The 25,266-nt window shown below is 34.2% G+C and carries 25 protein-coding genes; 21 read left to right on the forward strand and 4 right to left on the reverse strand.

Annotated features, from left to right (window positions below; translation table 11 throughout):
* The first annotated feature begins 42 nt into the window (after nucleotides 1-42).
* The 17 genes from C2I06_RS22205 (at nucleotide 43) to C2I06_RS22285 (ending at nucleotide 19,370) form a co-directional block, all read left to right on the forward strand.
* Entirely contained in the window at nucleotides 43-1,662 is a 1,620-nt protein-coding gene (locus C2I06_RS22205) for an ABC transporter substrate-binding protein (protein WP_123258872.1), read from the forward strand.
* Between the two features lie 302 nt (nucleotides 1,663-1,964).
* Entirely contained in the window at nucleotides 1,965-3,722 is a 1,758-nt protein-coding gene (locus tag C2I06_RS22210; protein WP_123259198.1) for an ABC transporter ATP-binding protein, read from the forward strand.
* Complete coding sequence (locus tag C2I06_RS22215) at nucleotides 3,685-5,514, forward strand: ABC transporter ATP-binding protein (RefSeq protein ID WP_095330658.1); 1,830 nt, start codon at nucleotides 3,685-3,687, stop codon at nucleotides 5,512-5,514. The genes C2I06_RS22210 and C2I06_RS22215 overlap by 38 nt, the downstream gene beginning before the upstream one ends.
* A gap of 371 nt (nucleotides 5,515-5,885) precedes the next feature.
* Nucleotides 5,886-6,554 carry a GTP pyrophosphokinase gene (locus C2I06_RS22220; protein ID WP_164463810.1) on the forward strand — a complete coding sequence of 223 codons (669 nt, stop codon included), beginning with the start codon at nucleotides 5,886-5,888 and terminating at the stop codon, nucleotides 6,552-6,554.
* Nucleotides 6,555-6,769: 215 nt separating this feature from the next.
* Entirely contained in the window at nucleotides 6,770-7,927 is a 1,158-nt protein-coding gene (locus tag C2I06_RS22225; RefSeq protein ID WP_095330661.1) for a DEAD/DEAH box helicase, read from the forward strand.
* Between the two features lie 153 nt (nucleotides 7,928-8,080).
* Nucleotides 8,081-8,320, forward strand: a complete 240-nt coding sequence (locus tag C2I06_RS22230) for a hypothetical protein (RefSeq protein WP_095330663.1) — start codon at nucleotides 8,081-8,083, stop codon at nucleotides 8,318-8,320.
* A gap of 105 nt (nucleotides 8,321-8,425) precedes the next feature.
* Nucleotides 8,426-9,559 (forward strand): GerAB/ArcD/ProY family transporter, encoded by a 1,134-nt coding sequence (locus C2I06_RS22235; protein ID WP_123258873.1) that lies wholly within the window; start codon nucleotides 8,426-8,428, stop codon nucleotides 9,557-9,559.
* Nucleotides 9,560-9,620: 61 nt separating this feature from the next.
* The gene (locus C2I06_RS22240; RefSeq protein WP_123258874.1) at nucleotides 9,621-10,739 is read left to right on the forward strand and encodes a GerAB/ArcD/ProY family transporter; all 1,119 of its coding nucleotides are present in this window, start codon (nucleotides 9,621-9,623) and stop codon (nucleotides 10,737-10,739) included.
* A complete protein-coding gene (locus C2I06_RS22245; RefSeq protein WP_123258875.1) occupies nucleotides 10,736-12,328 on the forward strand; it encodes a spore germination protein in 1,593 nt (530 codons plus the stop codon). Before C2I06_RS22240 ends, C2I06_RS22245 begins: the two co-directional genes overlap by 4 nt.
* Nucleotides 12,325-13,521 (forward strand): Ger(x)C family spore germination protein, encoded by a 1,197-nt coding sequence (locus C2I06_RS22250; protein WP_123258876.1) that lies wholly within the window; start codon nucleotides 12,325-12,327, stop codon nucleotides 13,519-13,521. The genes C2I06_RS22245 and C2I06_RS22250 overlap by 4 nt, the downstream gene beginning before the upstream one ends.
* 164 nt (nucleotides 13,522-13,685) lie before the next feature.
* A complete protein-coding gene (locus C2I06_RS22255; RefSeq protein ID WP_095330674.1) occupies nucleotides 13,686-14,033 on the forward strand; it encodes a lmo0954 family membrane protein in 348 nt (115 codons plus the stop codon).
* 12 nt (nucleotides 14,034-14,045) lie between these two features.
* Nucleotides 14,046-14,696: a PspA/IM30 family protein gene (locus C2I06_RS22260; protein ID WP_095330676.1), complete on the forward strand. Its 651-nt coding sequence runs from the start codon at nucleotides 14,046-14,048 to the stop codon at nucleotides 14,694-14,696.
* A gap of 98 nt (nucleotides 14,697-14,794) precedes the next feature.
* On the forward strand, nucleotides 14,795-15,529 hold the full coding sequence (gene liaF / locus C2I06_RS22265) for a cell wall-active antibiotics response protein LiaF (protein ID WP_123258877.1): 735 nt from the start codon (nucleotides 14,795-14,797) through the stop codon (nucleotides 15,527-15,529).
* The gene (locus C2I06_RS22270) at nucleotides 15,526-16,572 is read left to right on the forward strand and encodes a sensor histidine kinase (protein ID WP_123258878.1); all 1,047 of its coding nucleotides are present in this window, start codon (nucleotides 15,526-15,528) and stop codon (nucleotides 16,570-16,572) included. Before liaF ends, C2I06_RS22270 begins: the two co-directional genes overlap by 4 nt.
* The gene (locus C2I06_RS22275; protein WP_123258879.1) at nucleotides 16,565-17,197 is read left to right on the forward strand and encodes a response regulator; all 633 of its coding nucleotides are present in this window, start codon (nucleotides 16,565-16,567) and stop codon (nucleotides 17,195-17,197) included. The genes C2I06_RS22270 and C2I06_RS22275 overlap by 8 nt, the downstream gene beginning before the upstream one ends.
* A 202-nt stretch (nucleotides 17,198-17,399) precedes the next feature.
* Nucleotides 17,400-18,725, forward strand: coding sequence for a polysaccharide biosynthesis protein (locus C2I06_RS22280; protein ID WP_123258880.1), 1,326 nt, complete (start codon nucleotides 17,400-17,402; stop codon nucleotides 18,723-18,725).
* Between the two features lie 87 nt (nucleotides 18,726-18,812).
* Nucleotides 18,813-19,370: an RNA polymerase sigma factor gene (locus C2I06_RS22285; RefSeq protein WP_123258881.1), complete on the forward strand. Its 558-nt coding sequence runs from the start codon at nucleotides 18,813-18,815 to the stop codon at nucleotides 19,368-19,370.
* Between the two features lie 135 nt (nucleotides 19,371-19,505).
* Here C2I06_RS22285 and C2I06_RS22290 read toward each other — a convergent pair whose 3' ends face one another.
* On the reverse strand, nucleotides 19,506-19,754 hold the full coding sequence (locus tag C2I06_RS22290; protein ID WP_047941743.1) for a hypothetical protein: 249 nt from the start codon (nucleotides 19,752-19,754) through the stop codon (nucleotides 19,506-19,508).
* A 121-nt stretch (nucleotides 19,755-19,875) separates the two neighbouring features.
* On the opposite strand from C2I06_RS22290, the gene C2I06_RS22295 reads away from it, so the two are divergent.
* The 3 genes from C2I06_RS22295 to C2I06_RS22305 all read left to right on the forward strand — a co-directional run bounded on the left by C2I06_RS22295 (nucleotide 19,876) and on the right by C2I06_RS22305 (nucleotide 21,987).
* Nucleotides 19,876-20,808 carry a magnesium transporter CorA family protein gene (locus C2I06_RS22295; protein ID WP_095330684.1) on the forward strand — a complete coding sequence of 311 codons (933 nt, stop codon included), beginning with the start codon at nucleotides 19,876-19,878 and terminating at the stop codon, nucleotides 20,806-20,808.
* Between the two features lie 105 nt (nucleotides 20,809-20,913).
* Nucleotides 20,914-21,417: an acyl-CoA thioesterase gene (locus tag C2I06_RS22300; protein WP_095330730.1), complete on the forward strand. Its 504-nt coding sequence runs from the start codon at nucleotides 20,914-20,916 to the stop codon at nucleotides 21,415-21,417.
* Between the two features lie 285 nt (nucleotides 21,418-21,702).
* Nucleotides 21,703-21,987, forward strand: coding sequence for a hypothetical protein (locus C2I06_RS22305; RefSeq protein WP_095330686.1), 285 nt, complete (start codon nucleotides 21,703-21,705; stop codon nucleotides 21,985-21,987).
* A gap of 57 nt (nucleotides 21,988-22,044) precedes the next feature.
* Here the strand turns inward: C2I06_RS22305 and C2I06_RS22310 are convergent, their stop codons facing one another.
* The 3 genes from C2I06_RS22310 to C2I06_RS22320 form a co-directional block, all read right to left on the reverse strand.
* Nucleotides 22,045-22,683, reverse strand: a complete 639-nt coding sequence (locus C2I06_RS22310; protein WP_095330688.1) for a Bax inhibitor-1/YccA family protein — start codon at nucleotides 22,681-22,683, stop codon at nucleotides 22,045-22,047.
* A gap of 62 nt (nucleotides 22,684-22,745) precedes the next feature.
* A complete protein-coding gene (gene mscL, locus C2I06_RS22315) occupies nucleotides 22,746-23,132 on the reverse strand; it encodes a large conductance mechanosensitive channel protein MscL (RefSeq protein WP_095330689.1) in 387 nt (128 codons plus the stop codon).
* Between the two features lie 147 nt (nucleotides 23,133-23,279).
* Nucleotides 23,280-23,552, reverse strand: a complete 273-nt coding sequence (locus tag C2I06_RS22320; RefSeq protein ID WP_123258882.1) for an acylphosphatase — start codon at nucleotides 23,550-23,552, stop codon at nucleotides 23,280-23,282.
* 509 nt (nucleotides 23,553-24,061) lie between these two features.
* On the opposite strand from C2I06_RS22320, the gene C2I06_RS22325 reads away from it, so the two are divergent.
* A complete protein-coding gene (locus C2I06_RS22325) occupies nucleotides 24,062-25,180 on the forward strand; it encodes a DUF4309 domain-containing protein (protein ID WP_163186762.1) in 1,119 nt (372 codons plus the stop codon).
* Nucleotides 25,181-25,266 lie beyond the last annotated feature (86 nt).

A 25,266-nucleotide genomic window follows, 5' to 3' on the forward strand; every position in this document is an offset into this window, starting at 1 on the left:
GCATTTATTACTATTCTAGAACAATAGATGGGGGAACATTCAATGAAGAAATTTAAAAAGATATTTGGTCTATTTTCCATTTTCATTTTAGTATTACTTTCAGCATGCTCGGGTGTAAATAATCCAGCTTCAACTGGTGGTGGTGCAAAAGAAAATACGATGTATTTGGGGCTTGTAAATGCTCCAGTTAGTTTTAATCCCATTAATTCTTCAGATATTGCAGCATCTTGGTTAGAAAAATTTATGTTTGATACTTTTTTAGAGATGACTGGTCCTTTGGAGTTTACACCAAAGCTAGCTGAGTCCTTTGAAACAGAGGATAATCAGACATTTACAATCAAAATTAATAAGGATGCAAATTGGACAGATGGAACACCTGTTACGTCTGCGGATGTTGCTTTTACGCTAAATTTAGTTGCTAATCCAAAGACGGAAACAGCTGTTGGAGCCTATTTAACTGTATTAGATGGATTAACAGACAATGGCAAGCTTCCAGAAGGAGAAACAGAAATACCATCTATAACCATTGTTGATGAGAAAACAATTCAATTTAAAACAAAGGCCCCAGTTGATCCAAATATGGTGAAAGAACAATTAGGTTCAAAATTTATGATTCTTCCAGAACATAAGTTAAAGAATATTGCTCCGGAAAATCTCCAAAAGGATCCTTTTATGATGAAGCCGACCGTAACGAATGGTCCTTTTAAGTTTGTTAAATATGCAAAAGATCAATATGTAGAATATGCTAAGAATGATGACTATTATTTAGGGGATGTAGAACTGGATAAACTATTTGTGAAAATCATGCCAGCAGCAAACCTTGTAGCACAATTGCAGACAGGAGAAATTCAAATGAATGCTGCAGGAGGGATTGGAAAAATTGCAGTGCAAGACTTTGAGACAGTAAAAGGATTTGACAATGTAACAACCACAACAGATAAAACATATGGATATCAGAATATGAGTTTTAACATGGAAACCATCACAGATAAGAAAGTAAGACAAGCAATCGCTTATGCCATTGATCGTCAAAAAATTGTCGATCAATTACTAAAGGGAGAAGGAGAAATTGTAGACGGTCCGTATACATCCATCAGCCCCTATCTTGATAAAGAATTAGAAGCATACACATATGATCCAGAGAAATCGAAGCAGTTATTAGAAGAAGCAGGCTGGGATTTCAATAAGACAATAGAATTTGTTGTTCCGATTGGAAATAAAGTGCGAGAACAATCAGCCAATATTATTGCCGAAAATTTAAAAGCGGTTGGATTAAAACTAAATACAACTACGTATGATTTCCCAACGATTATGTCGAAAGCGAGAGCAGGAGACTACGATTTAATGCTAATGGGCTTCACTAATACCATTGATCCAGATTTAACAACGATCTATGGTTCTACGGGATCAAGTAACTATACAAATTATAACAATCCAAAGGTAGATGAGCTATTAGTAAAAGGTAAACAAGAACCAAATACAGAAAAACGTAAAGAGATTTATAATGAGCTTCAAGCAATTTGGAGCGATGAACTGCCGATCTTTACATTGTATTCTGACTATGACTTTGGAGCAGTTTCTAAAGATGTAGCTGTGGGATCACCAAAGGTATTTGGTTTCCATCATGAATTATATAAATGGTCGTTAGCTGGTGTAAACTAAAAGTGGCTCGAGCATAAGTATTTCCAACAAATTTAAACCTGAACAAATTATACAGAGATTCTAATCTGGAATTTTCGTATAATTGTTCGGTTTTTTTTGATTTTAAGAAAGAAGGTTTGTGGTAAGGAATGGGCATGTGTACATGCAAGAAAATAATACTGAATTAATTTTATTCTGAATGATGTTTTCTAACTTATTAAAAAGAGGTATGATAAAAATAATGTTTAGCAAATCTAAATAAATTTCATCGATGATTGGATATTAAGTAGTAAATTCAATTAGAGTAAAGGCTGGAGGGAATAATGTCAAAAATATTTGGTCGACTTCGAGTATATAAACTAAGTATTACAATAGCACTTATACTAATGTTAACCGAACTTGTGGTAGAACTGGTTCAGCCATTGATTATGGCAAAGATAATTGATGATGGCTTGGCTCATCAAGATACAAAAGTTGTGTTAATTTGGGGAGGATTGTTGATATTATTTTCGCTTGTAGCCTTTGCTGCTGGAATTATTAATACATTATATTCTTCCCATGTTTGTCAGAATTTTGGCTATAGTCTTCGGAATGAGTTATACCAAATCATTCAGTATTTTACGTTTTCAAGCAGTAATGTTTTTGCAAGTTCGTCTTTGATCACTAGATTAACGAATGATATTACACAATTACAAAACACGATATTTATGGGATTGCGATTTCTATTAAGGGCACCGCTTTTAATCGTTGGTGGAATCATTATGTCCTTCTTAGTTAATGTGAAACTAGCGTTTATATTGGCGATTACGATTCCTCTTATTGTGGTTATGTTTATTTGGGTTATTAAAGTAGGAAGAAGTCTGTTCCAATCTGTTCAAAAGAAACTCGATCAGGTAAACAGTGTGATGCTGGAGAATTTAACAGCAGTGAGACTTATCCGAGCATATATCCGCAAGCAGTTTGAAAGAAATCGTTTTATGCATACAAGCGAGGATTTAAAAAAACTTACTCAAAAGGCGCTCCGAATTATGGAAACTACTGTGCCGCTCTTATTATTCGCTATGAATCTATGTATTATTGCCATACTTTGGATTGGCTCTGGACAAATAAACACAGGTGAGGCACAGATTGGTGAAGTAGTTGCCGTTATCAATTATACATTAAGAATCACTACATCGATTTCTGTAGTAAGTATGTTAGTAATGGTTATTTCTCGTTCAAAAGCTTCAGCTGATCGAATCCAAGAGATTATTGATAAGAAAGAACAGGATAAGGATAATCCAGATGAAAGTATGGACTCAAAAATAAAAGGGAAAATTAAGTTCCAGCATGTATCCTTTCGTTATCCATCTAATAGAAGGAATACAATAGAGAATCTGCACTTTACCATCCACTCTAAAGAAACAATTGCTATATTAGGAGCAACAGGTTCAGGGAAAACAACACTCTTCCAATTAATTCCACGTCTTTATGAACCAACAGAAGGAAGCGTTTTGATCGACGATAAACGAGTGAATTCATATTCATTATATACGCTAAGAAAGCAAATTGGATATGTACCACAGGAATCGATGCTCTTTACGGGTACCATTCAAGAAAATATTAGATGGGGAAATCCTGATGCGACCTTTGATGAAGTAGTGCAAGCTGCAAAAGATGCCCAAATTCACGATACCATTATGTTAATGCCTAATACATATGATACGAGAATTGGACAAAAGGGAGTTAATTTATCCGGAGGACAAAAGCAACGTCTTTCCATTGCAAGAGCACTCGTCAGAAAGCCAAGTATTCTCCTGCTAGATGATAGTACAAGTGCATTAGATTTAAAAACAGAAAAAAAGCTGCTGGATGCAGTTGCTGATTATCAATGTACCCTTCTGCTCATTACGCAGAAAGTATCTACCGCCATGAAGGCAGATAGAATAATGCTGATTGAAGATGGAAAGATTGTAAGTTTTGCTTCCCATGATGAGTTATGGAAGACAAACAACCTTTATCAAAAAATAGTAGAATCACAACTAGGGGAAGGAGAGTGGGAGAATGCAAAAGGAACTAACCGATCCATTTCGCTATCCTAAACCTAAATTAAGGTCAGATCCCACAGTTGTTAAAAAAGGGAAAAAACCAAAAAATATGGGAAAGACCTTATACCGATTATGGAGCTATCTTGCACAAAAAAAGGGATTATTATTTCTTGTTTTAGTGATGGTAGCAATGAGCTGTGCATTAGGATTATTGGGACCATATGTTTTAGGAATGTCTATTGATCGTTTTATTGTCAATAGAAATTTAGATGGTTTTACAGGAATGCTTATAGCGCTTGGTGGTATTTACTTTTTTTATTCGGTTGCATTATTTTTGCAAAGTTACTGGATGGTTGGTATTTCACAAACAACTGTTTTTCGCTTAAGAGCGGATTTGTTCCATCAATTTCATGAGCTGCCGATAAGTTATTTTGACAAAAAGCAGCATGGAGAATTGATGAGTCGTGTTACAAATGATATTGAAAATGTCAGTTCTACTTTAAATAGCTCTGTTATCCAAATCTTCTCTAGTATTATTACTTTAGTTGGGACAATAGTTGTCATGTTTTTACTCAGTCCGTTATTAACAGTATTGACGTTAACGATCGTGCCAGTTATGTTTATTGGAATGAAGTGGATTACGAGTAGAACAAGTATATTGTTTAAGGAACAACAAAAGAATTTAGGGGAGTTAAATGGATTTATTGAGGAATCTATTTCAGGACAAAAAATTGTAAAAACTTTTTCGCTAGAAGAAAAAATGATTCATGATATGAAAGAAAAAAGTGATAAGCTTAAGAATTCTGCATATTGGGCACAAGTCTATTCAGGCTTTATTCCAAAGCTAATGAATATGTTAAACAATGCTAGCTATGCAGTAATTGTAGGGGTTGGCGGGCTATTAGCCCTCAAATCCGGTACTGTATCTATTGGGGTTATTATAATCTTTGTTGAATATTCCCGACAGTTCACTAGACCCTTAAATGATTTATCGAATCAATTTAATACATTGTTATCTGCCATTGCAGGTGCAGAGAGAGTATTTGAAGTATTAGATGAAGAAAGAGAAGAAGTAGATGAGAAGGAAGCAGCCGTGATGAAAGAAATGAAAGGAGAAGTTCAGTTTAAGCATGTATCTTTTTCTTATGAGGTAAATAAAGAAATATTAAAGGATATTGATTTTAAGGCAAACCCAGGTGAAACAATTGCTTTAGTTGGACCTACTGGAGCTGGAAAAACGACTATTATCCAGCTTATCATGAGATTTTATGATGCAACCGCAGGAAGTATATTAGTGGATGGCCAGGAGATTACAAAAGTAAAAAGAGAGAGCCTCCGTTCGCATATGGGATTTGTTCTTCAGGATAGCTATCTATTCGAAGGGACCATCCGGGAAAATATCCGGTATGGCAGGTTGAATGCTTCGGATGAGGAAGTGGAGTATGCAGCAAAGCAGGCCAATGCTCATGGCTTTATTGAACATCTTCCAGAAGGTTATGATACGATTCTTTCTGCTAATGGAAACGGAATTAGTCAAGGGCAAAAGCAGCTGTTATCCATTTCTCGAGCAATTTTAGCAGATCCATCTATTCTTATTCTGGATGAAGCAACAAGTAGCATTGATACAATCACAGAGGTGAAAATTCAAGATGCTTTAAAACGGTTGATGAAAGGGAAAACGAGCTTTGTTGTTGCTCACCGATTAAACACCATTAAACATGCGGATCTGATTCTAGTATTGGATAAAGGGATGATAGCCGAAAAGGGGTCTCACGAAGAATTATTGAAGAGAAAAGGCTTTTATTATGAACTACATCAAAACCAATTCTCAGAGACAGTTGATTAGATTATAAAAATAAAATGGGGATGCACCGGTTGGTCAGTGTAGAAAGTAGATATATAAAGAACAGCACTTCTCTCCTTAGAGCTGATATTAAAGGAATAAGGGAAGTGCTGTTTCTTATTTTATAAATAAAAGATATTTGTTTGAAATGATATTTGACTGACCGGTCATTATTGTTTACAATAAAGATAGATTCGGTGCATGTCAACCATCCGAAAATAGCTCGTTATATACAAAGGTGGATGTTGAAAGTGAAAACAATTGACCAAATTATTGAATTTTTGAAGAGTATCGGAGTAGACGCAGAAAAGGTTTATAGGAATCCAAAGGAGACTTACTAGTTTATGGAAAGCGTAAAACAACTCAAGACATACATGGAAGATAATAACTTCAATTTACATGAATTATCAAATGAGCTTAATGAATGGAAAAATAGCTTAATTATTTATAACTTCGCTTTAGATGAAATAAATACGAAATTAAAAATATTAAATGAGGAATTTCAATTTATTCATGATCATAATCCAATCGAGCACATTAAATCACGAATTAAAGATCCAAAAGGTATTATGCAAAAGCTGCATCGAAAAGGGCATGCTATAACAATTGAAAATGCCAAAAAATATATACATGATATTGCAGGAGTTCGAATTACTTGTTCCTTTATTTCGGATATTTACGAAATTTATAATATCATTGAAAAACAAGCTGATATTAAGGTAATGCAGGTAAAAGATTATATTAAAAATCCCAAACCAAATGGCTATAAAAGCTTACATTTAATTATCAGTATTCCTGTTTTCCTAAGTACAGGCATGCAAGAAGTGGTTGTCGAAATTCAAATAAGAACGATTGCGATGGACTTTTGGGCAAGCTTAGAACATAAAATTTATTATAAATTCGATAAAGATGTTCCTGCACATTTACTTAATGAATTAAAGGAAGCAGCAGATGCAGCTCATGAATTAGACGTAAAAATGAAGCGAATCAAAGATGGTGTCGATATCGTTCATACAGTAGGGAAGAATCAGCTATTCATATAGTATGAAAAGGAGCTTCGCAGGAAACGGAGCTTCTTTTTTGCGGAAAAAAAGAAATCCTCGGAATCCAGCATTTTTAACTTATGTTCAGCGAAAAATATAATCTCCCCCTAATGAATAAGGTTTCATATCTATTTTTTCGTAAATAATTTATAATAAGAAGATATATTTTAAGGTTAGATGCTATTTGTCTGACTTTGATGAAAAAGGAGAACGAAATGAAAGAACAGCTATTTTGGAGTACATTTAAACCGTTTATACAGGAAAATTGGGAAAAGGCACATTTTAAACAAGCAACTTCTATTCAAGAACAATCTATCCCACTAATATTAGAGGGAAAAGATGTAATTGCTGAATCCCCAACTGGCACAGGAAAAACATTGGCATATCTATTACCAGTCTTAAATAACTTGGATACAGAATCGAAGAATATTCAGGCAATCTGTCTTGCTTCCTCTCAAGAGCTGGTTATGCAAATTTTAGGAGAAGTTCAAAAATGGGGAGAGGGCAGCGGAGTTCGGGCGGCTTCTTTTATTGGAGGAGCAAATGTTAAAAGGCAGTTAGAAAAACTGAAAAAGCATCCTCATCTTGTCATTTGTACACCTGGAAGAGCATTAGAATTGATTAAACAAAAAAAATTAAAAATGCATGCAGTAAAAACAGTTATTTTAGATGAAGCAGATCAATTGTTAGTACCGGAGCATCTAGAATCTGTTCGCCAAATTATCAAAGCCACTTTAAAAGACAGACAAGTCGTTTTATTTTCTGCAACATTACCAAAGCAAACAGAAAATATTGCAGCTGAACTTGTCCAAGAGGCAGAAATTATTCGCATCAAAAAAGATAAGGTGATCGAAGCAGCTGAAGTAGAGCATATTTATTTCCAAGCGGAATATCGAGATAAAGTAAAGCTATTAGAACCGATCTCTCGTCTAAAGAATGCGAAGATTCTTGTGTTTGTAAAGGATATTGGAAATTTAAGTGTGATCCATGAAAAATTAGCATTTAAAAAAATTCAGACAAGTATTTTGCATTCTGATCTAAATAAAATGGAGCGTCAAAAGTCATTAAATGATTTTCGAGATGGAAAGAGAAACATGCTTCTAGCAACAGATGTAGCCGCAAGAGGGCTTGATATTCAAAATATTACACATGTTGTTCATTATGATTTAGCTACAGACCAGACCCAATATATCCATCGTTCTGGCAGGACGGGAAGATTTGGTGCAGCGGGAGTAGTTATTAGTTTAGTTACGGAACGAGAAGAAAGAGAACTGAAACAAACAGCTAAGAAGCTAAATCTTCCGTTAACGAGAAAAAGCTTCTACCATGGAGAAGTGGTGGATTATAAAGTGAGACAAAAAAATAATAAATAATCTTTTTAAAAGCTGGCATCAACCGTAGTAGTAGGTTGATGCCAGCTTTTTTAATTTGAATTAATATTCATAAATGAAAATATAAGCATAAAAATGGAGAAATTTCACAAGATAATACCATAAATAAACAAAGCACCTAAAAGGAAGGGTTAAATGGTAACTTTTGCTTATCTATTAATATTTACATCTATGGGCATTTTAACAGTTGGTCTAGATATTTTTGTGTTTCATGAGGGATTTATGAAATGTATAAAAAGAATATACGAAGCGGAAGTTGGTGCAGGAGCCATTACGATTGTATTTACTGCAATATTAGGCTTTGTCTGGTCAGTCGTAGTTGATATTCGATTATGGAAAAATAAAAAACAAAGCAAGCAGAAAACCCAAGGATAATCCTCTATTTAATACCAGTTGCATATAGTATATCAGGGTTGGAGGATAATATTAAAGCAAAAGATGAGGCGCTTGCGCTTTTCTAAAAGGAAGTGTGTTACAGCCATGTTAAAAGAAAGCATTTCGTTAACTCAATTGGCGGCAGTTGTTTTTAATTTCCAAATTGGAAGTACGATTGTAATAGGTCTTGGATTAAAAGCAAAAGAGGATGCATGGATTGTACTTCTGATTGCTTTAGGATTAGGAATTATCATCTCCTTATTTTTTATCTATATGATTTCTTTAGCTCCAGAGAAAAACTTATTTGAGATGTTCGAATATTGCTTTAATCGGCCAATTGCAAAGGGGCTCAGTCTCGTTTATGCAGCTTATTTTTTTTATTATAGCTGTCGAATAATACGTGATTTTGGAGAGTTGATAGCAAGTACAGTGCTTCCCTTAACGCCAATTGAGATTTCCACCATTATGCTGGTGTTCGTAATGGGATACATATTGTATATGGGTGTGGAGGTTCTTGCGAGAACAGCAGAGATATTCACGCCTTATGCATTTATCTTTATCCTGCTTTTATTTATTTTCTTATATGCTGGTAAAAACCTTGATTTTTCAAATATAAAACCGGTATTAGCTGGCGGATTTAAGCCTTTATGGACTGCTGTGTTTCCCTATGAAATTGTACGACCGTATGGACAATTACTCGTTTTAACTTTCATAATGAGCAATGTTTCAAATGCTAAGTACAGTAAAAAAATTATTATTTATAGTGTTTTGATTTCAAGTTTATTATTGTTAGTAACCTCCGTCATGATTATTTTGTCTTTAGGACACGAGCTTGGATTACGTTCCAATTTTCCCTTATTAAGCTCAGCTCGACTAGTTTCTATAGGGAATTTTTTACAACGAATCGATGCTATTGTTGTTTTCTGTATGATGCTCGGAACACTTGTAAAAGGCTGTATTTATATATATGGCGGATTAAAAGCAATCGAGTACATTTTTGATCAATCATTTCGGTATTTTTCGATTCCGATGATCTGTATTGTAGGGGTATTTACCACATTAATTGCTCGAAATTATACCGATCATATGGAGGAGGGATTACAGTCTAATCCTTTTCTTTTACATATTCCTTTACAATTTGGCCTGCCGGCATTAATGGTATTTATCATGTTAATAAAACATTGGAATAAATTTAACTCCAAGAAAAACGTAAAAAGTAGAGGACAGAATGTGTTTTAGGAAGTAGCGACGATCTAATTCTGATTACATTAAATTAAAACCGATAAGGTGCTGAGTGATTATGTTGACAGAAAAACTATCTTTAACCCAAATATTTACGATGATTATAAATTTCCTTTTGGGAAGTTCTATCGTAATTGGTATAGGAATTGATGCCAAAAGAGACGCATGGATAGTTGTTTTAATTGGTATGATTGTCGGCGTAATTATAATAAGTTTTTATCTTTATTTAATGTCATTGCTTCCTGGGAAAAACTTATATGAGATGATGGAATATTGCTTTTCTAGAAAAGTTGCTATCGTATTAGCTCTCGTATACTTAAGTTATTTCCTCTATGTGTCTGCAAGAGTAATTAGAGACTTTGGGGAACTAATCACATCTGCCATTCTGCCTGTGACACCTATCGAATTTACAATATTAGCGCTTATGTTAGTAATTGGCTATATCTTATATTTAGGAATTGAAGTATTAGGAAGAACAGCTGAAATATTTAGTCCCTATATGTTTTTATTTATCATCCTGCTGTTTATCTTTTTATATGCTGGTGAAAAAATAAACCTTACTAATGTGCAGCCAGTTTTAAGTAATGGTATGAAGCCAATAATGAAAGCAGCTATTCCATCCATCGTTGCCTTCCCATATGGAGAGTTGATAGCATTTACGGTTATTTTCGCTCATATTGGAGATTTTAAAGCAACGAAGAAGGTAGCTTTAGTTAGTGTTGTTGTCGCAAGTATTATCTTACTATCATCGGTTTTCATCATTATAGCCACACTAGGGGAAAATACAGCAGCGCGAGCCAATTTTCCATTATTGATAGCGGCAAGACTTGTCAGTATAGGAGAGTTTTTGGAAAGGATCGACGTGCTCGTAGTATTTATTATGATGTTAGGAATATTAATTAAAGGTTCTGTGTTTCTATATGGCGGCTTAAAAGGAATGGAGTATATTTTTCGGATACCTTACCGATATTTTGCTATGCCAGTTGCCTGTATCACAACGATGTTTACCATCTTCATTTCTTCCGATTTTTCGGACCATATCGTGGAAGGATTAAATGTAGACTTATTTCTTATTCATGTTCCACTGGAATTTATGGTACCTATTTTGATTACATTTGTGTTGTTAATGAAAAAATGGAAAGAACAAAGGGATGAAAAAAGGGGGTTGAAAATATGAATTATTTTAAAAAACTGATGTCTATAAATAGCAAAAAAGAAATACCCTCTAAAGTCGTACCGACCGAAGCGAAAGAAATAGGGATTGATGAACTTACCTTTGAGGCATTGAGAGAGGTGATAAGTTTAACCTTTGGAAATACAGCTGATCTGCAGTCAGATGTGATTCGAGTTGGAAAAAGTGAAGGCTGTATTTATTATTTAGAAACAGTAGTTAATACAGAAATGTTAAAAGAGATGTTAGGAAATACGTTAGAGAATTCAGCCGATAAAGATATTGTTGTTGAAACTATTGAGGATCTACAGCGTTTAAGTAAAAAAAGTTTTGGTGTTTCTGGATATAAATTATTAAAAAAGGTTAATGAAATCGTTTCTTCTCTCTTGGAAGGACGTATCGTTATTGCTTTTAGAGGAGTCGGGCAGGCACTTAGTTTAAATTATTTAAATAGTGAAGGCAGATCAGTAGCCGAGCCTACTACACAGACAGTCGTACGGGGACCAAAGGATTCTTTTGTAGAAGATGCTTCCACAAATATCAATTTAATAAGAAAAAGAATAAGAAATCACCAATTGCGTTTTGAAAAATTTATGATAGGAAACGAAACGCGTACGAATGTATACATGGGGTATATGTATTCGATTGCAAACGAAAAAATAGTAACAGAAGTAAGGAATCGATTAAATAAAATTGATATTTCAGCTGTATTTGAGTCAGCGAATGTTGAGGAATTAATTGTAGATAAAAGCTTGACTGTTTTTCCATTAGCGATGAATACAGAGCGTCCGGATGCAGTAGCTACCTATTTAATGGATGCAAAAATTGTCATCATCATTGATGGATCACCATTTGTATTAATTGTTCCAGCAGTACTGACTGATTTTTTCACTTCTCCTGAAGATAACTATCAAAACTATTTTATGAGTAGTTTCGTACGTTTAATTCGCTATCTATCTTTTATGATTGGTTTAATTATGCCTTCCGCATATGTAGGAGTTTTGACTTTTCACCCAGAGCTGCTGCCAACCACTTTATTACTGAGTGTTATTGCACAGCGGGAGGATGTACCTTTTCCAGCTGTAGTAGAAGTATTTATCATGGAAATTACCTTTGAAATTTTAAGGGAAGCAGGAGTAAGGATGCCCCGGGCCGTTGGTCAGACGGTTTCGATTGTAGGGGCTTTAGTAATTGGACAGGCAGCCGCTGAAGCAGGAATTATTTCCAATATTATGGTTATCATCGTGGCGATCACTGCGATTGCTAATTTCGTTTTTCCCAATTATAGCTTCGCGAACGCATCTAGACTTATTCGATTTGTTCTTATCATTGTTGCCTCTATTTTAGGGTTATATGGTGTTCTTTTAATACTTGTATTTATGGTTGCACACTTAAGTTCTCTTCGTTCCTTTGGAGTTCCGTATTTAGCACCTGTTGCTCCATTTATTATTGAAGATCAAAAGGACGTATTTGTTCGTTTTCCGCTATGGTCCATTAATAAGCGTTCTTCCTATTTAAGTCCAAATGTAAAGAATAGGCAAAAGCCACAAGGGTCCCCATCTCCGCCTAAACCGGAAAGTGGGAAGGAAAAGTGAAGAAAATTTGTGTCTTTCTATGTATACTAAACTGTTTGTTTCTATTAACTGGTTGTTGGGATCGAAAAGAATTATCAGAAATTAAATTAGTATCAGGGATGGCCATTGATAAAGGCGAAAATGCAAAATATAAATTGACAGTAGAGGCATTGAATGCAGTAGAATTAAATACCCAAACGGCTGCCGGAAATGCGCCCACAATAGTAGAGGGCATTGAGGGAAATACTATTTCTGAAATTACGCATCACTTAAATGAGTACTATGCACAGTTTCTAGTTTTCTCTCATATGAAGATACTGGTAATCAGTGAGGAAATAGCTAGGTCGGGAATGCTTGATTTTATTGACTTTTTGGAAAGAAATAGGGAGATACGGGATGACTTTAAAATTATTATTGCAAAAGATGGAAAGGCAGAAGATATCTTAAAAGTAGTTGCCCATTATAGAAAGGCATCCTCCTTAAAGTTATCTCCACAATTGGATCATTTATTAGAGGATTGGGGAGGAGACCCGGGAATGAGTATTATTGAGTTTATCTCCGAACTGAACCTAGAAGGAAAAGAACCAGTATTAGCAACTGTCCGTTTAAAAGGAGATGTAGAAAAAGGAAATAGTATGGAAAATATCATGAAGGTAACTCCGGATGCAATAATAGTCGTTGATTCTCTGGCGATATTTAAAAAGGGTAAATTGATCGATTTTCTGAGCATGGAAGATTCGAGAAATTATTTGTGGGTTCGGAATGAATTAAAAACTACTTCTTTTACCATTAAATGCAGACAGGGAGACTATAGTGCTATTCGTGTAACAGAATCGCAAACAGAAACAACTTCTAAATGGAAGAATAATAAGCCTGTAATTCATGTTGGGATAAAAGCGGAAGGATATCTTGAGGGTACGCAATGCTATAAAAGTGTGGATAAGCTGGGGACCATTGAAAAATATGAAAAACTAGTGAATAAAGCTTTATCCCAAGAAATATCGAATACCATTTCACATGTTCAAAGCCAATACGAAACGGATATTTTCGGATTTGGAGAAGCAATGAGAAGGCAAGACTATGATTCATTTATGAAAATAAAAGACAAGTGGAATCAAGAATTTTCAAAAGCAGATATTAAAGTAGATGTAGATTTTGTTCTTAGAAGATCAGGAATTCGCTCCAAGAGCTTTTTGACAGGCACAGAAAAATAATTACTGTAGAAGAAAAACTGTTCCATTATGAACAGTTTTTTCTTTGTTTTTTTAGGATTAGTATTCTCTAAGACTAAAGTTGTAGTGGAAAATCAAGCTAAGGCATGTTATGAAAAAAACTTGAAGGAGGTAACATAGTAGATAAGAAAGGAGCGAAAAGTAAAATGAAAAAATTTGGTTTATTTCTTATTGGGGCAGTTGCCTCTATCATCCTATTATCACAGATAGGTCCAATACTCGGTTTAGTTATTAGTGCAGCAATTCTTTATTTTGCCTTTAAGCAATACACGAAAGCAACAAGCTCATCAGGTAAGCTGTGGTGGGGAATAGCCGGAGTGATTATGCTTATCATAACGGCTAGTAACCTGCCTGCTATCATCGGATTAGCAGCCGCATATGTATTGTATCTTGTTTACAAAAAGTGGAACAACAAGCAAAACATTATTACAAATAAAACAACGGATGACCCTTTTGTAAATTTTGAAAAACAGTGGTCAGAATTAAATAAATAAGGAGAGGTTAACATGACAAATCTATTAGAAAGAATAAAAAATACGGTAATGGCCGACATTAATCATTTATTAGATAAGAAGGAAGAAAAAAATCCAATCGCGCTTTTAAATCAATATGTAAGAGAATGTGAGAAAGAGACAGATAAAGTAAAAAAAATGGTCGAAAGACAATATAAATTAAAAGAAGAATTCATGAAGGAATTACAACAGGCTGAACAAATGGCGGAGAAAAGACAAAGACAGGCTGAGGTGGCAAGCAAAGCAGGGGAAGAAGAACTTTCTGCTTATGCTAAACAAGAGCAGACTCATTATGAAGAAAGAGTAGCACGCTTAACAGAGTCGTTAAAAAATACAGAGCAGCAATTGCATGAAATAGAAACGAAATATATGGACATGAAGCATAAATTGAAGGATATGAAAATACGCCAGATGGAGCTGATGGCAAAAGAAAATATAACCAAAGCCCATCATACAATGAATAAAGTTTTAGAAGAAAAACAGGCGAATCCAACAAATCCAACGCGATTCAGTGAAATGGAACAATATATAGAAACGTTAGAAGAAAAAATAAATACAGAATACTATAAACAAACAATGGACGAAAAGTTAGCAGCATTAGAGAAAGATATGTTAAAAAAAGAAGATGACTCCATTTCCTTATAAAAAAATGGTATCCTAAAAGAGGCTGGAGCATGTAAAGCCAGCCTTCTATTATTTAAAGATATTCATCCAAATAAAATAAAGAAGGGAGAGAATAGCCAATGTTTAAACAAATAAAAGATAACTATGCAAATTGGGTTTATATTGTTGGAGGTTTTTTGTTATTAGAAATCTTCGTCTTTAATCCCGGACTAATCTTTTCCCTTCTTGTTTCAATTGGCATGATTTATATATCAAAGAAATCACGGAACGGCGGAGCTGGGAAGATTCTTTTTTGGATAGGGAGCCTGCTTTTAATCGTTAGTATATTAAATATGGTTACAGTGAAAATTATCTTGTTTACACTCCTTGCTTATTACCTTTTTCAATTATTTCAAAAAAAGAATACCGAGGATATTATTAAACCAATCATAAGAGATAAGGAAACGGCCATACAGACAGAAGAAACTATAATAAAGAAAAAGCCCTTGTTTACGAATTCTCTCTTTAGCCGTAATATCACCCCAGATCATGTATATGAATGGGACGATATCAACATTCAGGGTGGCATAACGAATACTACTGTGGACCTTAGCTACACGGTGTTACCAGAGGGTGAAACAGTTATGATGATTCGAAATATTGTCGGAGATGTGAAGGTATATATCCCTTATGATATGGAAGTCAGTATCCACCATTCTAGTTTATTTGGTTCCTATCAAATATTTAGTGAAGCAGAAGAAAAGATTTGGAATCAAAATATAAGCATTCGGACAGCTGGATTTGATCAGGCTGAGACGAGAGTGAAAATCTTCACCTCATTAATTACAGGTAGCTTAGAGGTGAAAAGAATATGAGTATTATAACAAGACAAATTTTGTGGGGAGTAAGTGCATCCCTTCTTTTACTTGTATTTTTTTCTATAAGCTATCTAATCGTCTTTCCACCGTCAAACTGGAGTGCTTTGTGGGAAAAAGAAGTAATGGATGTTCCATTTATTTTATTTTTAATCAGTGTGGATATTACATTAGGTGTTTTAATTGGTTATTTATCAGGATTTTCTTGGAAAAAACAAATTCGTTCCATGGAAGAAACCTTACATACAATGGATAAAATGGAGTATTATCCAGTTCAGCCAATTGGTTCAACAGAGGAGCTCCAATCTTTAAGCTATAGAATCATTCAACTGCAGAATCAATTAGTGGAACAAACGAAGTTATCTCAGAAACTCGTAAATGAGAAAGCGGAAGATCAAGAGGTGAAGGTTCAAACTGTCATTATTGCAGAGCGAAATCGTCTGGCCAGAGAATTGCACGATTCGGTTAGCCAGCAATTATTTGCGGCATCGATGCTGTTATCAGCAATTAATGAAACAAGACCGAAAACGAATGATCATGAATCACGACAATTACAGTTAGTAGAGGAAACGATTCAACAGTCTCAATTAGAGATGAGAGCTTTATTACTTCATTTACGACCAATCGCTTTAAAAGGGAAAACGTTAAAAGCGGGAATTGTTGAATTATTACATGAACTTCAGCAAAAGGTATCTTTAGAAATAGAAATGAAACTAGAAGATATCGATTTGGATAAAGGAATTGAAGATCATCTTTTTCGAATTCTTCAAGAATCGGTATCCAATACATTACGACATGCTAAAGCAAGTTCCCTAGAAGTACAGCTTATTCAAAGGGAGGCATTTGTTATATTGCGAATCATCGATGATGGTGTCGGCTTTAATGTGGATAAGAGAAAAGCAGGATCTTATGGACTTCAAAATATGCACGAAAGAGCAGCCGAAATTGGTGGAGTATTAAAATTGATAAGTTTGGAAAATAAAGGAACAAGATTAGAAGTGAAAGTACCGATTTTGGGAAGAAAGGAGGATTTAAATGATTAGAGTATTGCTAGTGGATGATCATGAAATGGTGCGGATTGGAGTCTCTTCTTATTTATCTGCACAGACAGATATTGAAGTTGTTGCAGAGGCGGAAAATGGCAGTAAAGCTGTCGAGCTTGCTCTTCAATTAAAGCCAGATGTGATTTTGATGGATTTAGTAATGGATGAAATGGATGGAATTGAGGCAACGAGGCAAATAATAGACGCTTGGCAGGATGCAAAGATTATTATTGTTACCAGTTTTCTTGATGATGAAAAGGTATATCCTGCTTTGCAGGCGGGGGCTACAAGTTATATGCTTAAAACATCCAAGGCGAGTGAAATTGCAAGAGCTGTGCGCGAAACATATCAAGGACAAATTGTCCTTGAGCCTGAAGTTACCGATAAAATGATGACAAAAATGCGAGAAAAGAAATCTACACCTCTGCACGAAGAGCTAACTACCCGAGAAATGGAGATTCTCTTGTTAATGGCGGAAGGGAAGAGTAATCAGGAAATTGCTGACCAATTATTTATTGCTCTAAAAACGGTTAAAACACATGTAAGCAATATATTAAGTAAACTGCAAGTACAGGATCGCACGCAGGCTGTCATTTATGCTTTTAAACACTCGCTTGTAGAATAAACAATTAATAAAAAATCCTTAAATGAAATGGAATAGGTCCCTTAATCAAACGTTTAATTAAGACATTTCTCTCTCTTCAATAAAGAAAAAGACAATCTAGGAAAATATTTTTTGAACTTGTCTCATATGATGTTAAAGAAGAGAAAATAAACACACATCTTTTACTTACATGCTTGTGGAAGATAGATTGAGGGAGAGATTCATGAGTTCATTTTATAAAGGGACCTTTTTATTAATTGTTACCGCGTTTTTTGGCGAATGTATTGAATTCATTATTAATATGGTAATGGCAAGGGAACTTGGAGAACATGGACTAGGTTTATTTATGACCATATTACCTACTATCTTTCTTATTGTACTGCTTGCTACCTTTGAATTGCCAACATCCATTTCGAAATTTATTGCTGAAAAAGATTCCAAGTATCATTTATCGATGCTGCAGCAAGTATTAAAGTGGACCATTATTTTTACTATTTTTCTAACCACCATCGCATCTATCATCATACCTTTTATCCCTATTTTTTATGATTATCATCCACTCTTGAAGTGGCTAGTTATTCTTCTATTGCCGATTATTTCCTTTACTTCTATTGCAAGAGGTTATTTTATGGGAAAACAGCAAATGGGGAAAATTGCAGCTTCTAATTTTTTGAAAAAAATTATTCAACTAGGTTTATTAGTCTTTTTGTTTCAATGGTTTTCCTTTGATTTAAATACTTCTGTATTGATTGCCTTTTTTACCATTGTAGGGAGTGATACAGTCGTATTATTATACTTATTGCATATGTTTTTTGTGCAATATCAACGAATTAAAAAAGGGAAAAATGAAAGCATGAATGGGAAAGTCATTTGGAAGGATTTATTATCTGTGTCTATTCCGACAACAGGTCTTCGAATATTTCATGCTTTAACACATGCCATTCAGCCTTTTCTTATAAAAGGAGCACTTGTTGCCTCAGGAATTACGGTAGCAAATGCGACAGAACAGTATGGAATGCTTGCAGGGATAGCGATGACAATAGGTTTTTTTCCAGCTTTTATATCCCATAGTTTCATGACAATGCTTATACCAACTGTTTCAAAAGCATATGTACAAAAAGATTATGCAAAACTACAAAGATTATTGCAGCAAGTGATGATCATAACAGCTATTTACGGAACCATATCTGTTGGGATTTTTTATTTTTACGCGGACACACTGACGATGACCTTTTTTCACTCTACTCAGGCAGCTATAATTGTGCAGCTTTTATGGCCCTATTTTTTACTTCATTACTTCACCATTCCCATGCAAGCATATTTAATTGGTTTGGGCTTGTTGAAAGATGCGGTTTTTCATAGTGTGTGGGCCACATCATTCTCCTATGCAGCGATTTATTATTTAGGATCTCTAAGCCAGCTTCAAATGAGCGGAATTGCAATTGGGATGAATTTAGGAGCAGTTATATTAGCTTCCATGCATTATTTAACAATATGCAAAAAAATTGGAGTTTCTATGTGGCTGACACCAGTGAATAAATTCCAATAAAAATTTTTAAAAAAGTGTAGGGATTCGCATAGGCGCAAGCGTTTATTAAGTAGAATCGTAAAACTGGGAAGGGGAAAAAGAAAGAACATGGAATCCCTAATAAATAAAACATATACTATGGGAAATCAAGAAGAATTATTTGAACAAGTCGTGAAGGAATACGGAAAATCAATTTATATCTATATATTATCGCTTGTTAAGCATAAAGAACTAGCGGAAGATTTGTATCAGGAAGTATTAATTTCCGCGTATACCTCATTTGGCAGCTTTGAAGACCACCATAAAGTGAAAAGCTGGCTCTATAAAATTGCTCTAAATAAATGTAGAGACTACTGGAGAAAAGAGAAAACATCTAAGAAGTTTTGGGAAGAGTCTGTTTATACATATGCGAGAGATACTTCTGTGGCTTTGGAACCTGAGGAAACATTAATGAGCAAATGTGAAAAAGAAGAGATGATTGATACATTAGAAGAACTACCAAATATGTACAAAGAACCTTTACTGCTTTTTTATTACCACAATCAAACATTGGTAGAGATAAGCAACCATACAAAAACGCCGTTATCAACGGTCAAAACAAGAATGAAACGGGCGAAGGATCAATTGAAGCCAAAAGTTATGAATAAAAAGATAGTTCATTTATGAGAGAAAACTTGAATCAGTCGATTCTCTCTACTGATTCAAGTTTTCCCATTCTGTACATAAATGTCTTTTAATTAATCATTACTAGATGAAAGGAATAGTCCGAGTAATGAACCTTTTCATTTAGTTGCATCGAAACTAGTTACTATTTCTTTGTTTATTATAGTAATTTACGGAATACATAGCACCTTCATTTACCATATTGTTGTCACCGATATCATCTGGAGCGGGATTTCCTGCTTTAGAAAGTAAGTCCTCTTGTTGCGTAGAATTGAATTTGCTTTTAAAGCGATGAAACATGTCTTTTCCTTTTGATGTAAACAGGAAAAAACTTCCTAATCCAGCCCCGACAATTGCAAATGTACGCATTGAATTTTTTCCAAACATGAGATAATCCCTCCTAATTTTATTCCTTCTCGTTCCATCCTATTGTTTATTTACCCTATTATAAGTTTTACAAACGTCATTCAGGGAATAATAATAGAAAAGCGTTTAAGGGGAGATTCAAGTGAAAAGATACCGTTTAGAGAACTGGGACTGGTTTCAGTTATTGAAAGAAGCGGATATACAGAAAGTTTCTTTTGAAAAGGGTCCATTAATAAACACATGGTTTCGCGATATAAAAGGGAATCGAAGTAACTATCTTCATATTGATACATCAGAAGAAGATCAAGAAGTATTAAGTGGTTCGCTTATATACCATAGAGAAATAGATAAAAGAGAAGATTATGAAATTTTTCATTTTTTCTTATCACGCGATACATTAATCACTTATGATTATAAGGATAATAGTTTACATATTGATGGAAACAATCTATTAAAAGAGATTAAGCATGCACAAACACCGATTGAAGGATTTATGGTTATTCTAGGAAAAGTAATGACAGATATTTTGTATCATATAGACGCTTATGAACAACAGTTAGAACAATTGATTTGGGATGTTAAACAAAGAAATAGTATAAAAACATTAGATAAAGTATATCAGTCTAGACATGAACTTCTTGTTTGGAAGAATGTCATGATTCCTTTTCTTGAAATCAGATACTCATTAGAGGAAGCTTTTGGCGAGGAAATCACAAAAGGAAAGGTATATGCTCGTGTTACTAAGAGAATCGAAAGAGGATTAATTTTGGTAGAAGAATATCAAAAAGAATTAAATAATCTCGTTGATTTTGAAGAAGTAGTATCCCAACATAGAGGAAACGAAATTATGAAAACACTGACGGTATTCACTACAATATGTACACCAATTATGGCTTGGGGAGCATTATGGGGAATGAACTTTGAAATTATGCCAGAACTAAAATGGAAATTCGGCTACGTTTTTTCTTTAGCAATAATTATTGGCTCCACGGTTGTTGTATATTTCTATCTTAAATCACGAGGGTGGATGGGGGATTTGTTAAAAGCCCGGAAGAAAAATTCTTTTTTTCGATAACCTTAATCTAAGCAATATTAGACTCTTCCTCCTAAATTAGCATATAATAAGATGGTAGATATGTTAAACAAGAAGAAAACTCCCATGAATATGCAAGGAGGAGCTATGGAAGAGTCAAAATTTTGTAGTGAGTCACTAGTGGTGAAAACAAGTATTGTTTTTCCAACAGATACTAATACTTATGGAACTTTATTTGGTGGCAAATTAATGGCCTATATTGATGATACAGCTGCTATCTCGGCGATGCGTCATGCAAGAAGAGGAATTGTTACTGCTTCGACTGATTCAGTCGATTTTTTGTATCCAATTCATGAGGGAAATGCTGTATGTCTAGAAGCTTTTGTTACCTATACAGGAACTTCTTCCATGGAGGTATTTGTAAAAGTAACAGCAGAAGATCTAATTTCTGGAGAGCGCCATTTATGTGCACTTAGCTTTCTAACGATGGTTGCCATCGATGAAAATGGAAAACCGACAAAAGTTCCCAAAGTTATTCCACAAACAGAAGAGGAAAAGAGCCTTTACGAATCAGCGAAGGAACGAGCGGAAGCACGAAAGAAACGGAAGAAAGAAACAGAAGAACTTGCAAAGAAGTATAGAAGTTATTGATGATGTGCAAGGGAATGTGATGTCATTCTCTTGCCTATCTAATAATAAATAAAATCATACTAAAGCTAGTAAGTTTGTCGAAAGAAAGTCTGGGAGAAAGAGAATATTTTCATTATTGATAAAAATCGATTTTTCATGTTGTCGAAATACCAAATTATTTTCCAGGAAATGATGGCATTCTCCAAAATATTGTCTAATAACACTGTCTGATTTTGCAGGTGGATAGCGTTTAATTTCGTTATCCATAATCATTCTATACTATGGGATAGGTGCAAGGAGGTAAAGGTGAAAATATTTTCTCTTTCTTATTTTGTTGTTACAAGAAAGATTGACTTGAATATGGAAATAATCGAAGAAGAAAAAAGTCTTGATTTATGGAGTGATAGAGTTACTAGCGCCGAGCAGACATTTCATTTACACACCATCCATGACATTTCCTTTAAGCCCTCGAGTAATCAATATAAAATGCTATATTTACATACAAATCGTGGAGTGCACTCTTTTGTAATAAAAGATAATCCAGAAGAAATGATTCGATTAATTAGAAGACAAATAGCGGATTATTTATAGGCATACATATAAAAAGGTTTGAGCAAGGAGGTTTTTGGCCTCTTTACTCAAACCTTTTTAATCTCTTTCGGACAGAATTCCGAAAATACGTAAGATACTTATAAATAAATTTAGAAAATCGAGATATAAATTCAAGGCCATTAAAGGGACTTGATCTGCTGTTATACCATAATGTTTCATTCGATTAAAATCATACAACACATAGCCGCTAAATACTAGGACACCAATGAAGGAATACGCGAGCATGCCACCTGTTGCTAATGGCCAAAAGATATTGAAAATCCCGATAGCGATTAAAGCGATTAGGGAAGCGAGTAACATTCCTCTTAAGAAAGAGAAGTCACGCTTCGTTTTTGTTGCATATATAGCAACCCCAGCAAACACAATTGTCGTAGTACCCAAAGCATTAATGACAACATTTCCGCCAACTGTGGATACATAATAAGAGACGATTGGAAAAGTGGTAATCCCTGAAATAAACGTAAAGGTAAATAAGAAACCATAAGATAAAGATTTTCCTCTTCTTGCGAAAATAGCGATTAATAAAAGAACAACCTCTAAAATTGATAACGGTAAAAATAAATTGGCTGGGACGAAATTACCGATCATTGTTCCGATAAATGCTATTCCTAGAGAAAGAGCAAAAGTTCTTAAAACAGAAGGCATATATTCATTACTTGGGTTATATGCATACATTTTTCTTCACTCCTGTACTGTGTTTAATTTATATAGTAATACGAACAAGGCACAAAAAGGTTTCAATTTAAACCATCTTTATCGCGAATAACTTCTGTTTTTAGTAAATCACGGATTTCTTTTAATAGCTCTTCTTTAGTATCAACAGTTACTGCTTCTTCTTGGACCTCTTCCTTTTTCTTAAAGCGATTTAAAAAACGAATTACTAAAAAGATAGAGAAAGAAATAATGAAAAAGTCAACAATTCGTTGTATAAAGTTTCCGTAATTTATACTTGAATAAGACCATGTTGAGAAATCTACGCCGACAATAAAATGGGCGAACAGCGGCATGATCAAATCATCTACTAGTGAACTGACAATTTTGCTGAATGCCGTTCCAATAATTACCCCTACTGCTAAATCTATTACGTTTCCTTTTATTGCGAATGCTTTAAAGTCTTTCCACATATGATCCTCCTAATAATATATGTACATCTTATTTTGTTTTTTAAAATATTATTATTCTGACATGAAAATTTATTATTTTCAAGTCTATACAAGCATAATTTAATAAAAATAGAACATGGCAGAAATTGAATATGTCCTATGGAATATTTAATAAATAACCTTAAAGCTCGAAAATAGTTCTTCTGGCTCACTTTCCTGTATTTCTATATGGTCCACTCTGGCAAAGCGATTACCCCTTTTTACTTTTTCCACAAAAGCTCGCAGTGTTTCAGAAGAAGCTACAGCCCTACATTCCACGGTTCCATCTGCTTTATTGCGAACCCAGCCGGTTATCTGATTTTCCATAGCAATCATTTGGACAAAGTATCGAAAACCTACGCCCTGTACCCTTCCATTGATTATAAGATGTAGTTGTTTCATTTTATCCCTCCTAATTTTAAGAATCTTTTATCTCCATTTTAACGGGCGGTGAAATCAATAAGGAAAAAGGCATCCGAAAAGACTGAGTAAGGTGCTTAATATTAGCAAGAGTGAAGAAAAACCACGAGGATCGGAGTTTTCTCTATTTATATATATAGCTAGCTATATTAATCATCTCATATTTATTTATATTGACGCAAGTTAGGTCCTTGGATATGGGGAATGGGTGAGCGGTGGATAGTCCATATGTTGTGTGGTAAAGGTCTCGGAGAAGGGGGAAATAGGTGCTGGAAAAAGCTAGATTTGTAGATTGGAGAGCAATTTGGTACTATTAATAAGTATATATGAAGTTCAATAAAAAATTGGAATTATCTTTAGTGAGCTTTCAATAATAGAAATTATGGTAGTTATGCTTGATTTTAAACAACTAGAACGACAACTATCCATAAAGTGAAACTCTAACTCCTTCTAAAGGAGTATAGATGTGTTTGGAAAATAGGAGAAAGATAATGAAAAAAAATAAATATATCTGGCTAATAGTGGTCGGAGTCATTATAATTGCAGGGATTTTAATCACTTCTATGGTAAATTCCTATCTAACAGAGAAACATAAAAATGAGCTGGATCAAAAACATATGGTGATTAAGAAAGATTTACAATGGACGAAAGATAATGCTTATTTTGAAATAGATATAAACGTGAAAGAGAAAAAGTATGAATTATATATTATAGGAGAAGGGGAAAGGAAATATCAGCAAGTAGAAGATACGGATCTAGGGGAAAAAGACGATACGATTGTGACTGGAGACTTTGCCTTTTACTTATGGACGAAAGAATACGGAAAGAAAGCAGTAAAACAAGATCTAGAATTACCCAATCCTATGACATTCAATTTATCGCAAAAAAATATAGGAACATTTCTTGTTAACCAGCAAAATATTGCGGCTGTTTACCAAGGGAAAGAAGCAAATGAGGTAATGGCCTATTTCTATACCATTCATGATGGGAAATTAGTTACCCTAACTGATTATGGAATGCGTATCTATAGTAAAAATATCAAAAACATTCAACAAAATTATATACAAACCTTAAGGGAAAAAGATACCGACCAAATGGAATTTGATACGTGGATGCTTGAGCAGAAAAGCGGGAAATTAGTAAAAATAGATGGAACTTCTATTAAAAATAAGGAAATTATCAATAAATGGCTGGATGATACGGAATTTTACTATCCATATAAAAACTTATCTGTTACTTCTAGTTTAAAGAATTTAGCGGAACAAGGAATGTTGATAGGCGCCCAATATCCAATCGGAACAAATATAAAAGAGATAAAGAAAATTAATTCTAATTATACAATCAAGGATTATAATCAGAAATATAGTCAATTGGATTTTCCTGAGATTACTTATTACTATGATAAGAAAACCGATCTTGTTACTTCTATTTCTATTCCAGGTATTCGTTTAAAAGAATCAGTACAATCGATTCAGGATACAATCGGGAAGCCAGATGATTTTGTTACGAAAGAGGCTGGGTCTATAGCTACGTATACAGCAGGAAACTATAAACTAATCATCCAATTGGACTTATCTCAACGAATTAAATCGATTAGCTTGGTAAAATAGAAAGATTAAAAGAATAGTAAAAAATAAAGGATGTTCCGTGAAATGTTTCATAACATAAACATTCCATGGAACATCCTTATTGAACT

Origin of the sequence: Niallia circulans (genome assembly GCF_003726095.1) — a bacterium.
GTDB classification, from domain to species: Bacteria; Bacillota; Bacilli; order Bacillales; family Cytobacillaceae; genus Niallia; species Niallia circulans_A.

Bases quoted from the DNA above. Each gene is read 5' to 3' on its own strand.
- C2I06_RS22225 (WP_095330661.1), top strand. From the start codon at position 6,770: ATGAAAGAACAGCTATTTTGGAGTACATTTAAACCGTTTATACAGGAA.
- C2I06_RS22210 (WP_123259198.1), top strand. From the start codon at position 1,965: ATGTCAAAAATATTTGGTCGACTTCGAGTATATAAACTAAGTATTACA.
- C2I06_RS22280 (WP_123258880.1), top strand. From the start codon at position 17,400: ATGAGTTCATTTTATAAAGGGACCTTTTTATTAATTGTTACCGCGTTT.
- C2I06_RS22320 (WP_123258882.1), bottom strand. From the start codon at position 23,552: ATGAAACAACTACATCTTATAATCAATGGAAGGGTACAGGGCGTAGGT.
- C2I06_RS22285 (WP_123258881.1), top strand. From the start codon at position 18,813: ATGGAATCCCTAATAAATAAAACATATACTATGGGAAATCAAGAAGAA.
- C2I06_RS22310 (WP_095330688.1), bottom strand. From the start codon at position 22,683: ATGTATGCATATAACCCAAGTAATGAATATATGCCTTCTGTTTTAAGA.
- C2I06_RS22290 (WP_047941743.1), bottom strand. From the start codon at position 19,754: ATGTTTGGAAAAAATTCAATGCGTACATTTGCAATTGTCGGGGCTGGA.
- C2I06_RS22235 (WP_123258873.1), top strand. From the start codon at position 8,426: ATGTTAAAAGAAAGCATTTCGTTAACTCAATTGGCGGCAGTTGTTTTT.
- C2I06_RS22270 (WP_123258878.1), top strand. From the start codon at position 15,526: ATGAGTATTATAACAAGACAAATTTTGTGGGGAGTAAGTGCATCCCTT.
- C2I06_RS22255 (WP_095330674.1), top strand. From the start codon at position 13,686: ATGAAAAAATTTGGTTTATTTCTTATTGGGGCAGTTGCCTCTATCATC.
- C2I06_RS22215 (WP_095330658.1), top strand. From the start codon at position 3,685: ATGCAAAAGGAACTAACCGATCCATTTCGCTATCCTAAACCTAAATTA.
- C2I06_RS22275 (WP_123258879.1), top strand. From the start codon at position 16,565: ATGATTAGAGTATTGCTAGTGGATGATCATGAAATGGTGCGGATTGGA.
- liaF (WP_123258877.1), top strand. From the start codon at position 14,795: ATGTTTAAACAAATAAAAGATAACTATGCAAATTGGGTTTATATTGTT.
- C2I06_RS22230 (WP_095330663.1), top strand. From the start codon at position 8,081: ATGGTAACTTTTGCTTATCTATTAATATTTACATCTATGGGCATTTTA.
- C2I06_RS22245 (WP_123258875.1), top strand. From the start codon at position 10,736: ATGAATTATTTTAAAAAACTGATGTCTATAAATAGCAAAAAAGAAATA.
- C2I06_RS22300 (WP_095330730.1), top strand. From the start codon at position 20,914: ATGGAAGAGTCAAAATTTTGTAGTGAGTCACTAGTGGTGAAAACAAGT.
- C2I06_RS22325 (WP_163186762.1), top strand. From the start codon at position 24,062: ATGAAAAAAAATAAATATATCTGGCTAATAGTGGTCGGAGTCATTATA.
- C2I06_RS22220 (WP_164463810.1), top strand. From the start codon at position 5,886: ATGGAAGATAATAACTTCAATTTACATGAATTATCAAATGAGCTTAAT.
- C2I06_RS22260 (WP_095330676.1), top strand. From the start codon at position 14,046: ATGACAAATCTATTAGAAAGAATAAAAAATACGGTAATGGCCGACATT.
- mscL (WP_095330689.1), bottom strand. From the start codon at position 23,132: ATGTGGAAAGACTTTAAAGCATTCGCAATAAAAGGAAACGTAATAGAT.
- C2I06_RS22240 (WP_123258874.1), top strand. From the start codon at position 9,621: ATGTTGACAGAAAAACTATCTTTAACCCAAATATTTACGATGATTATA.
- C2I06_RS22205 (WP_123258872.1), top strand. From the start codon at position 43: ATGAAGAAATTTAAAAAGATATTTGGTCTATTTTCCATTTTCATTTTA.